This is a genomic window from Holdemanella sp. DFI.5.55, assembly GCF_020593575.1.
GTDB classification, from domain to species: domain Bacteria; phylum Bacillota_I; class Bacilli_A; order Erysipelotrichales; family Erysipelotrichaceae; genus Holdemanella; species Holdemanella hominis.
Genome location: NZ_JAJDMK010000081.1, coordinates 1 through 9,220, shown reverse-complemented (window position 1 = coordinate 9,220; position 9,220 = coordinate 1). Strand labels below are relative to the sequence as shown.

At 33.7% G+C, this 9,220-nt stretch carries 10 protein-coding genes; 7 read left to right on the top strand and 3 right to left on the bottom strand.

Going from position 1 to position 9,220, the window contains the following annotated elements; genetic code table 11:
- The first annotated feature begins 105 nt into the window (after window positions 1-105).
- Together LJE08_RS11805 and LJE08_RS11800 are read left to right on the top strand one after the other, a co-directional pair.
- Window positions 106-1,866 (top strand): M3 family oligoendopeptidase, encoded by a 1,761-nt coding sequence (locus LJE08_RS11805; RefSeq protein ID WP_227403329.1) that lies wholly within the window; start codon window positions 106-108, stop codon window positions 1,864-1,866.
- Between the two features lie 87 nt (window positions 1,867-1,953).
- The gene (locus tag LJE08_RS11800) at window positions 1,954-2,733 is read left to right on the top strand and encodes a hypothetical protein (protein WP_227403328.1); all 780 of its coding nucleotides are present in this window, start codon (window positions 1,954-1,956) and stop codon (window positions 2,731-2,733) included.
- 14 nt (window positions 2,734-2,747) lie between these two features.
- Here the strand turns inward: LJE08_RS11800 and LJE08_RS11795 are convergent, their stop codons facing one another.
- From LJE08_RS11795 to LJE08_RS11785, 3 genes are all read right to left on the bottom strand, one after another.
- Window positions 2,748-3,389, bottom strand: a complete 642-nt coding sequence (locus LJE08_RS11795; RefSeq protein WP_117926096.1) for a GGDEF domain-containing protein — start codon at window positions 3,387-3,389, stop codon at window positions 2,748-2,750.
- A 185-nt stretch (window positions 3,390-3,574) separates the two neighbouring features.
- A complete protein-coding gene (locus LJE08_RS11790) occupies window positions 3,575-3,895 on the bottom strand; it encodes a hypothetical protein (protein WP_147346800.1) in 321 nt (106 codons plus the stop codon).
- 125 nt (window positions 3,896-4,020) lie between these two features.
- Window positions 4,021-4,182, bottom strand: coding sequence for a hypothetical protein (locus tag LJE08_RS11785; protein WP_227403327.1), 162 nt, complete (start codon window positions 4,180-4,182; stop codon window positions 4,021-4,023).
- A 243-nt stretch (window positions 4,183-4,425) separates the two neighbouring features.
- On the opposite strand from LJE08_RS11785, the gene LJE08_RS11780 reads away from it, so the two are divergent.
- The 5 genes from LJE08_RS11780 to LJE08_RS11760 are packed head-to-tail and all read left to right on the top strand — an operon-like array spanning window position 4,426 to window position 9,176.
- Window positions 4,426-4,683 carry a TM1266 family iron-only hydrogenase system putative regulator gene (locus tag LJE08_RS11780; protein WP_117926100.1) on the top strand — a complete coding sequence of 86 codons (258 nt, stop codon included), beginning with the start codon at window positions 4,426-4,428 and terminating at the stop codon, window positions 4,681-4,683.
- On the top strand, window positions 4,676-5,719 hold the full coding sequence (gene hydE / locus LJE08_RS11775) for a [FeFe] hydrogenase H-cluster radical SAM maturase HydE (protein ID WP_227403326.1): 1,044 nt from the start codon (window positions 4,676-4,678) through the stop codon (window positions 5,717-5,719). The genes LJE08_RS11780 and hydE overlap by 8 nt, the downstream gene beginning before the upstream one ends.
- Before the next feature lie 17 nt (window positions 5,720-5,736).
- A complete protein-coding gene (gene hydG / locus LJE08_RS11770) occupies window positions 5,737-7,185 on the top strand; it encodes a [FeFe] hydrogenase H-cluster radical SAM maturase HydG (protein WP_117926104.1) in 1,449 nt (482 codons plus the stop codon).
- 2 nt (window positions 7,186-7,187) lie between these two features.
- Window positions 7,188-8,360 carry a [FeFe] hydrogenase H-cluster maturation GTPase HydF gene (gene hydF / locus LJE08_RS11765; protein WP_227403325.1) on the top strand — a complete coding sequence of 391 codons (1,173 nt, stop codon included), beginning with the start codon at window positions 7,188-7,190 and terminating at the stop codon, window positions 8,358-8,360.
- The gene (locus LJE08_RS11760) at window positions 8,361-9,176 is read left to right on the top strand and encodes a M55 family metallopeptidase (RefSeq protein ID WP_186999689.1); all 816 of its coding nucleotides are present in this window, start codon (window positions 8,361-8,363) and stop codon (window positions 9,174-9,176) included.
- Window positions 9,177-9,220: the final 44 nt, after the last annotated feature.

Sequence of the window (9,220 nt, the reverse complement as noted above, 5' to 3'; positions counted from 1 at the left end):
CCGTATGCCTTAATAGGGCACGTATGGTTTGATAAGGGGCGGCAGAATTTAAACTATGCCGCCTACTTTCTTATGGTATAATTTAATAAATTGGAGGAAATTGATATGAATTCAGAATGGTCATTAGACATATTGTACAAGGGATTTGATGATCCTAAATTTAGTGAAGATCTAACATCTTTTGAAAAGAAGGCAAAAGAATTGGATGAACTTTCAAAGACTTTAAGTCATGAAAATGAAAAGAAAGATCTTCTTCAAATTGTTAAAGTATTAGAAGAGTTTGAATTATTAGAAAAACATTTGAGTTGCTTTGGATCTTTGAGTCAATCCACAAATACGGCGAATGCGAAAGCGGCAGCAGCCATTGATAAAGTAGCTACTATCGCAAGTATAGCCAGTAAGGCTATGGCAGTATTCTCTCGCTATATTGCGGATATGAAGGATTTAAACAGCTATTTAGATTGTCCAGAACTTTGTGAATACAAATATTTTTTAAATGATATTCACGAAAGCGGAAAATATTTGTTAAGTGAAGACGTAGAAGAGACACTTGCAAAAATGAATATTTCTGCAGGTTCTGCTTGGGAGAAGCAACAAAGTCTACTCACAAGTTCATTGGAAGTAGAATATGATGGTAAAAAGTTACCTTTGGCATCGGTTCGTAATCTAGCGTATGATGCAGATAAAGAAGTTCGTAAAGCTGCCTATGAAGCTGAACTTAAAAGTTATGCACCTATTGCGGATGCAGTAAGTTTTTCTTTAAACAACATTAAACTACAAGTGATTACCGAAGCTAAAATGCGTGGCTATACAAGTCCAATGGATATGACGCTACACCAGTCTCATGTATCCCAAAAAACATTAGATGCACTTCTTAGTGCAATGCAGAAATACTTGCCAGTATTCCATAAGTATTTGAAAAGAAAAGCTGAAATGTTAGGGTATGAAAATGGCCTTCCATGGTATGAATTATTTGCGCCAATTGGAAAATCAGCTACGACAAGTTTTACTCCAGAAACTACAAAAGAATATTTGGTTAATCATTTTAGACCATTTTCTGATGACTTGGCCGATATGATGGAAGAAGCTTTTGACAATAACTGGATTGATTTTTATCCACATAAAGGAAAAGTTGGTGGAGCTTTCTGCTGCAATATGCCGTTTGTGAAACAATCACGCGTATTAACTAATTTTGATGGAGGACTTGGTGACGTAGTTACTTTGGCTCATGAACTTGGACATGCATATCATGGATTAAACATTGAAAGTCATAGACCATTAAATTGGGAGTATTCTATGCCAGTTGCAGAAACGGCAAGCACATTCAATGAAAATATCATTATGAATGCAGTGATTGATGAAACAGAGGATAAAGAAGTTAAATTAGGTTTGATTGAAAATCAGCTTCAAGACTTATGTCAGATCATCTGTGATATTTATTCTCGTTACTTATTTGAAAAAGCCGTATTTGACAGAAGAAGTGATGAGTTCTTATTCAAGGATCAGTTGAATGAAATTATGTTGGACGCACAAAAACAAGCTTATGGCGATGGACTTGATCCAAATTGTTTACATCCATATATGTGGGTTTGTAAATCACACTACTATTCTTCAGATCTAAGTTATTATAACTGGCCATATGCTTTTGGTGGATTGTTTGCGCGAGGCTTAGTTGTGAAATATCAAGAGATGGGTAAAGAAAAATTCGTTCCTAAATACAAAGAGATGTTACACACAACAACGGTTGCATCGGTAGAAGATACAGCTAAAGTATTGGGTGTTGATTTAACGGATGAAGCTTTCTGGATTTCTGCATTAGAAACCGCAAAATCAAGAATTGAAGAATTTATCGAATTGTCGAAATAATTACTTGGAAACAAGCAATTATTTCTGCAAAAGTTTACAAATGATGATATAATCTATTGCGTTCGAATTTTTTCAAGGAGAGATTTAATGAGTACAGAAATGTTGATGAAAAATAGAGAACGTTTTATTAAAAACGTAAACAGTAATGAGAATGGTGCAGCCGCCCTTTCTTTAAGATTATTTTGTTACGCTAGATTTATGGCAGTAAAAAACCCGTATGCAGAAACGCATGACTGGGTATATGAAAACGAATTGACAAGTGTCCAAGCCAATCAATATGTATTCCGCTTACTGGATGGAAGTACAGAAAGACCATCTATGGATATGTTGATTCGTAAATTAAAAAGTGTTCGTTTGGTTCGTGATAGTGAAATGAATGGTAGAAAAATTTATGTTATCAAGTTCACGGATATCGAAATGGAAGAATTGATGAACAAGAGCATTATTGATAAGCCAAGCGAAAAGTTATTAAAAGAAAAGAAGTCTTCTGTAAAGAAAGAAAGAGAAGAAGTAGTAAATTCATCTTGGAAGGACATCTTTTTGAAAAATAGTAAAGGTGAGAACTTACAGATGTTACGTTTCTGGTTCTATATTCAATATAATGCTGAAAAGAATGGCAAGAAATATGTTTCTAGAAGCCTAGCGTTAAGTGAAAGTGCAATTGAATATGTGTATAGGGGTATCCCTAAAAGAATGGAAGTTTTGCAGGATTTATTTTCACAAATGAAACAGATGAAGCTGGTTAAAGAAGATGTAGTTAAAAACGAAATAGTAGTTCGTCCAGCTAAACTAGAAGGCTTAGAAATCAAAAATTATATTAAGGATAAGCCTGTTGATTTAATGAGCTTTAATTACACGAATGTATAAGAAAACGACGAGATTTAGTTCTCGTCATTTTTATATATTTTATAATTGTTTTTACCTGTTCGTTTTGTTTGATACAAGGCTTGATCGGCATGGCGATACAGCTCCATAAAGGTTGTTCCATTAGGGGCAAAGGCAATTCCAATGCTGATTGATAATTTGAAATCTTTTAATTCTTCAATCTTTAATTCATTGACTTTTTGAAGTAGAGACTGAATTCTAGATTCAGCAATATTTTCATCTTGAATTAGAATAATAAATTCATCTCCTCCAATTCTTCCAACAATATCACTCTGTCTAAAATGATTCTTAAAGAGTAAGTCCAAGTTTTCTAAGACTTTATCACCTATCGCATGACCATAATTATCATTAACGGATTTAAGGGCATCTACATCAAGAATCAAGAAACAACAATGTTCTTTATTATTTAGTTTTTGATCAATGAGTTTTTGCGTTGTTTCCTTATTGAAAATGGAAGTTAATGGATCAATTTCAGATAAATGAATCAAATACTTATTTTCTCTTGAACTTGAATGAGCTAAATACACTATAAGACTCAATACGATCAAGCCTAAAAATGTTGCCAATAAAGTTTCATAGTGAATAATAAATGTATATGATTCTTGAGCTGCATGAACCGGTACGATATAGCCGACCATCTAATCATTGATTTTTAGCGGGGAATAAGCTAAATATAAAGATTCTTTCTTTTTTGTTTGAGTTAAGATAAGATCTGATTTTTGTTTCTTAAAATCGGTTTTGATTTTCTTTTGATTACAGACATTAAATAAATTATCGACTATATTTAGCTTATGCTTTTTTTCATACTGTTTATCTTTAGTGATTAGATTTCCATCTTGATCGACAATAAAACTTTTTCCTTGTTCCTCAAACAGATCATCAAACAACATATTGCTAGTTTTATGACATTGTAAGAACCGCCTACTACACCAATGACTTGTCTAACTCTAAAGATGGGCACGCATAAAATAACACGTGTTTTTTGATCAACACTACTTTCTAATGGATCTGAAAGAGATTGATTGCCTTGCATAGATTCTTTAAAATATCGACGATGAGCTACATTTTTTATGACTTCATTATCATACAGAGCATTTCCATTTGGATCGATGATTGCTGTTCGATTTAAATCTGTATTATTCATAAAGGCTTGAATTAAAGAAATATTATCCTCTGAGAATAAATCTTGAGATTTAGGTAGTTCTTGTGTAAGTACATTTAAATAGGAATAGTTGATATTTAATATTGTATTTAAATGCTCACTTCGCCTTACAACATGATAATCGGAGTTTTTCTAGAATTATTTTCAACCGTAATTGAAATGTCGTTAAAGAAGATCACGATTCCCATAATCAAAGTCAAAATGAAAGTAATAATTGCGACAATATAGTTCGTAATGAATTTTTTTCTTGGAAAATAAGGATCTTTCATATGGGAACTTCTTCTTCTAATTATATCAAGAATTATGTTAAAAGAGTATTAAATTATATACAACTAACTATTCTTTGTGAAATCTATCACATTTTCGTGTATTATATAAGGTATAAAGAAAATTGCTCCCAACATTAAGAGAATTCTGCGTGAAAGGTGCTTATAAGAAATTTGTAAGTAGAACTATTGCTATGCTCTTTTTGTGTGTGGAGTATGGCTTTTTTCTTTAAGAAGGAGATGAATATGGAAACACGTGTTGCCGTGATGGGAATTATTGTAGAAGATACAAATGCAGTGAATCTATTGAATGAAATTCTTCATGAATATAGTGAATATATTATTGGAAGAATGGGAATACCTTACAAACAAAAACATATAAGCGTAATTTCAATTGCGTTAGATGCCCCACAAAATACAATTGCTGCTTTGGCAGGTAAATTAGGAAATATACAAGGAATTAGTGTGAAAACAGCCTATTCCAATGTGATTAGCCATGATTGAAGCATATCGATTGATTGATAAACTTGAAAGAGAACACTCTTTAAGTTTATTAGAATATAAAACTTTAATTGAAGCTGAAAATGATGCTTTACGCCTATATGCTGCTAATAAAGCGAAAGAACAAGCTACGTTAATATATGGGAATTCAGTTTATGTACGTGGACTTATTGAAGTGGGAAATTATTGTTGCAACGATTGCTTCTATTGTGGGATTCGCAAGTCCAATTTAAATTGTGATCGCTATATATTAGCCGAAGAAGATATTCTGCATTGCTGCAAAGAAGGTTATGAACTTGGTTTTCGCACTTTTGTTTTGCAAGGTGGCGAAGGAATTTATAAAAAGGATTTTGTCACAAATGTAGTTCAAAAGATTCGTAGTGAATATCCAGATTGTGCGATTACCCTTTCTTTAGGTGAAGAAGATAGAGATACATTTAAGGCTTGGTTTGATGCGGGAGCCAATCGTTATTTATTAAGACATGAAACGGCAAGTAAAAATCATTATGCAAAGCTGCATCCAAAAAATATGTCTTTTGATCATCGTATGCAGTGTTTAAAAGACTTAAAGGAAATCGGATATCAAGTAGGATGTGGCTTCATGATAGGTTCACCTTATCAGACCAGTGAAACTTTGGCGATGGATTTGAAGTTTATTGAAACATTTAAACCTGACATGTGTGGTATTGGTCCTTTTATTTCGCAAAAGGATACACCGTTTAAAGATATGACGTGTGGAACTTTGAATCAAACTTTATTCTTATTGTCTTTGATTCGTTTGATTCAACCAAACATTTTACTTCCTGCTACAACAGCTTTAGGAACGATTGATCCTCAAGGAAGAGAAAAGGGAATTCTTGCGGGAGCCAATGTAGTTATGCCTAATTTATCGCCGGTGAGTGTCAGAAAAAAATATGCATTGTATGATAATAAAATTTGTACAGGCGAAGAGAGTGCAGAATGTAAAGATTGTTTATCAAGGCGTATGGATTCAATAGGATACAAGATCGTAACTGATCGTGGAGATATTAAAAAATAAAAGAGGAGATATAAAAAATGAGTAATTATAACCCAAAATCATTAAAGGCAGAAGAATTTATTAGTCATGAAGAAATTCTTGAAACAATTGAATATGCCGAAAAGAACAAACATAATGTTGAATTGATTGATCAAATTTTAAATAAGGCTCGTCCACAAAAGACAGAGCATGGTGTTCATTGTGAGGGTTTAACACACCGTGAAGCAAGTGTACTTTTAGCTTGTGACATTCCTGAAAAAGTAGAAGAAATGTATAAGCTTGCCAATGAAATTAAACAAGCATTCTATGGTAATCGTATTGTGATGTTTGCCCCATTATATTTATCAAATTATTGTGTAAATGGATGTGTATATTGTCCTTATCACATGAAGAATAAACATATTAAACGTATTAAATTAACACAAGATCAGATTCGTGATGAAGTTATAGCGCTACAAGATATGGGACATAAACGTTTAGCTATTGAAGCAGGCGAAGATCCAGTACACAATTCAATCGAATATATCTTGGATTCTATTAAAACTATTTATTCGATTCAACACAAGAATGGTGCAATTCGCCGTGTCAATGTAAATATTGCGGCTACAACGGTAGAAAACTATCGTAAATTAAAGGAAGCTGGAATAGGAACTTATATCTTATTCCAGGAAACATACAATAAAAAGAGTTATTTAGAGTTGCATCCAACAGGACCTAAACACGATTATGACTATCATACAGAAGCTATGGATAGAGCCATGGAAGGTGGAATTGATGATGTTGGATTGGGTGTATTATTTGGTTTGGAAGGCTACCAATATGAATTTGCCGGCTTAATGATGCATGCAGAACACTTAGAAGCTGTTCACGGTGTAGGTCCACACACAATTAGTGTGCCTCGTGTAAAACATGCAGATGATATTGATCCAGAAGCGTTCGATAATAGTTTGGATGATGAAATCTTTGAAAAGATTGCAGCATGTATCCGTATTGCCGTTCCATATACTGGAATGATTATTTCTACACGTGAATCTCAAGAAGTTCGTGAAAAAATGCTTCACTTAGGTGTATCTCAAATTAGCGGGGCAAGTCGTACATCTGTTGGTGGATATACAGAAGAAGAACGTCCTCATGATTCAGAACAATTTGATGTATCTGACCAAAGAACATTAGATGAAGTTGTGAACTGGCTGATGGAGTTAGGTTACATTCCATCTTTCTGTACGGCATGTTATAGAGAAGGAAGAACAGGAGATCGTTTCATGTCTTTGTGTAAGACAGGGCAAATTCAAAATTGTTGTCATCCTAACGCATTGATGACTTTATGTGAATTTTTAGTGGATTATGCGAGTGAAGATACAAAGAGAATTGGTTTTGAGTTGATTGAAAAAGAATTTAACAAGATTCCAAATGCGAAAGCTCAACAAATTGCTCGTGACAATGTGGATGCGATCAAGTCAAGCAATCGTAGAGATTTCAGGTTCTAATTATGTCTAATTTAAATAGTACGATAAGCGCAAATCGTACACACATTGGATTTTTCGGTTTAAGAAATGCTGGAAAATCCAGTGTAGTCAATGCGATTACCAACCAGAGTATGTCTTTAGTTTCTAATATAAAGGGAACTACGACAGATCCAGTAAAGAAATCAATGGAAATCTTGCCGATTGGACCTGTTGTGATTGTGGATACGCCGGGTATGGATGATGAAGGTGCTTTGGGTGAATTGAGAATCAAAAGAACGTTAGAAGTTTTAAAAACAATGGATATGGCCGTATTGGTCGTTGATGCGAATGTAGGTCTACAAAAAATAGATTTGGATTTGATTGACATGTTTAAAGAAAATAAATTACCTTATTTTATAGTTTTTAATAAGTGTGATTTGATTGAAGAAAAGAAAGAACTGGCTTCTAATGAAATCTATGTGAGTGCTCTAAACAATGACAATATAGATGGATTAAAGCAATTGTTGGCTAGTGTCGTAAAGAAACAGAAAGAAAAGACAATTATTGGTGATTTAATTGATTCTGGCGATGTTATTGTGCTTGTTATTCCAATTGATCAATCGGCTCCTAAAGGAAGATTGATTTTGCCTCAACAACTTGTATTAAGAGATATTTTAGATCATCATGCGATTGGTATGACTTGTCAGGTAGAAGAATTGGATGCAACCTTAAAGAAGGTTACTCCAAAACTGGTTATTACAGATTCCCAGGCTTTTAACAAGGTAAGTCAAATCGTAGATAAATCTATTCATTTAACTTCTTTCTCTATTCTTATGGCACGCTTAAAAGGAAGCTTATCTACAGTGCTTGAAGGGGCCAATCAATTGGATCATCTTCAAGATGGGGATTGTGTATTGATTAGTGAAGGGTGTACGCACCATAGACAGTGTGGTGATATTGGTACGGACAAGCTTCCAAAATGGATTTTGAATTATACAAAGAAGAATATTACGTTTGAATTTACTTCTGGACAAGGATTTAAAGAAGATCTTTCTAAATATAGTGTTGTGATTCATTGTGGTGCATGTATGTTGAATGAAAAAGAAGTGCAGTCACGCGTAAAAGAATGTAAGAAACAGCATGTGCTATTCACAAATTATGGTATTGCGATTGCGAAAATGAACGGAATATTAGATCGTTCTGTAGAGGTGTTTTAGATGAAGAAAATATATATATCAGCCGATATTGAAGGTATTTGGGGAAACAGCAATCCGGCAAATACATCTAAGAATGGATACTTATATTCTGAATATTGTACAAATATGATGAATGAAGTCAATCTTGTGATTGATTTATTGTTTCAAAATGGCGTAGAAGAAGTTGTGGTCAATGATAGTCATGGAAATATGGATAATCTTCTTCCTTCAAAATTAGATCCTAGAGCTGCTTTTGTGTCCGCAAATGGAGCTTATAAGGAATTTGGGATGATGGAAGGTTTAGATGATTCTTTTGATGGAGCATTATTTATTGGATATCATTCTCGCTGTAACTCATCAGGCGTTATGGCTCATACGATTTGGGGTACTATGGTACGAAAAATTGTAGTAGATGGGAAAGAACTCGGGGAAAGTGGCATAAATCGATTGTTGGCAAACGAATTTGGAGTGCCAGTTATCTTAGCAAGTGGTGATAGTGAATATGGTAAGCAGGTAGAAGAAGAACTTGGTTGTGTATTTGTGGAAACAAAGAAAACATTAAACAATCAGTGTGCTTTGTGTTGTAGCTTTAATGAGTTGAAGAATAGATATACATATGGCATTCAAGAAGCTTTAAAAGCAGATGAAAAACCAGCTATATCTTCATCTCACACAATGGAAATAACATTCCATCATAGTCGAAATGCGGATTTTGTATCTCGTATGGACAATGTAGAAAAGATGGATGATTGTACGGTTCGTATCAAAAAAGAAACATATAAAGATTTATATGCCTTGATGCGTTTTGTGATTAAAGTATGTAATGCGTATGCCTAAAATAAGAAAACCATTCTAGTGTTGGCGTCTAGAATGGTTTCTTT